This window comes from Nocardioides guangzhouensis (assembly GCF_004519545.1).
GTDB lineage: Bacteria > Actinomycetota > Actinomycetes > Propionibacteriales > Nocardioidaceae > Nocardioides > Nocardioides guangzhouensis.
In genome coordinates, this window is record NZ_SDKM01000153.1 from 1 (window position 1) to 393 (window position 393).

Sequence of the window (393 nt, forward strand, 5' to 3'; positions counted from 1 at the left end):
GTTGGGTTCGCGGCCGAGGTCTTGGGAGAGCTCCTCGATGGCGCGGTGCAGGCGCCACTGGAGGTCCTGGATGCGGCGGGGTGGGCGGACGGTCCAGCCCTGGTCGCGGAAGTAGCGCTGGACCTCGCCGCGGATGGTGGGCACGGCGAAGGAGAGGAAGTCGTGGCGGCGGGCGGGGTCGAAGCGGTGGACGGCCTTGACCAGGCCTTCGTAGGCGACCTGGCGCAGGTCGTCGGTGGGGATCCCGCGGCCGCGGTAGCGGGAGGCGACGGACTCGGCCACGTCGGCGTTGAGCAGGACGACCTCGTCGAGGAGGCGCTGCCGCTCCACGGGGTCGGTGGTGACGGCTGCTGTCTCGAGCAGGTCGTGGGCCACGGCGTGGCGTTCGGCCGA

General features: G+C 72.8%; 1 protein-coding gene. It reads right to left on the bottom strand.

Going from position 1 to position 393, the window contains the following annotated elements:
• Positions 1-393, bottom strand: a 393-nt coding sequence (locus tag EKO23_RS24905; RefSeq protein ID WP_425464419.1) for a sigma-70 family RNA polymerase sigma factor, incomplete at both ends; no start/stop codon positions are given.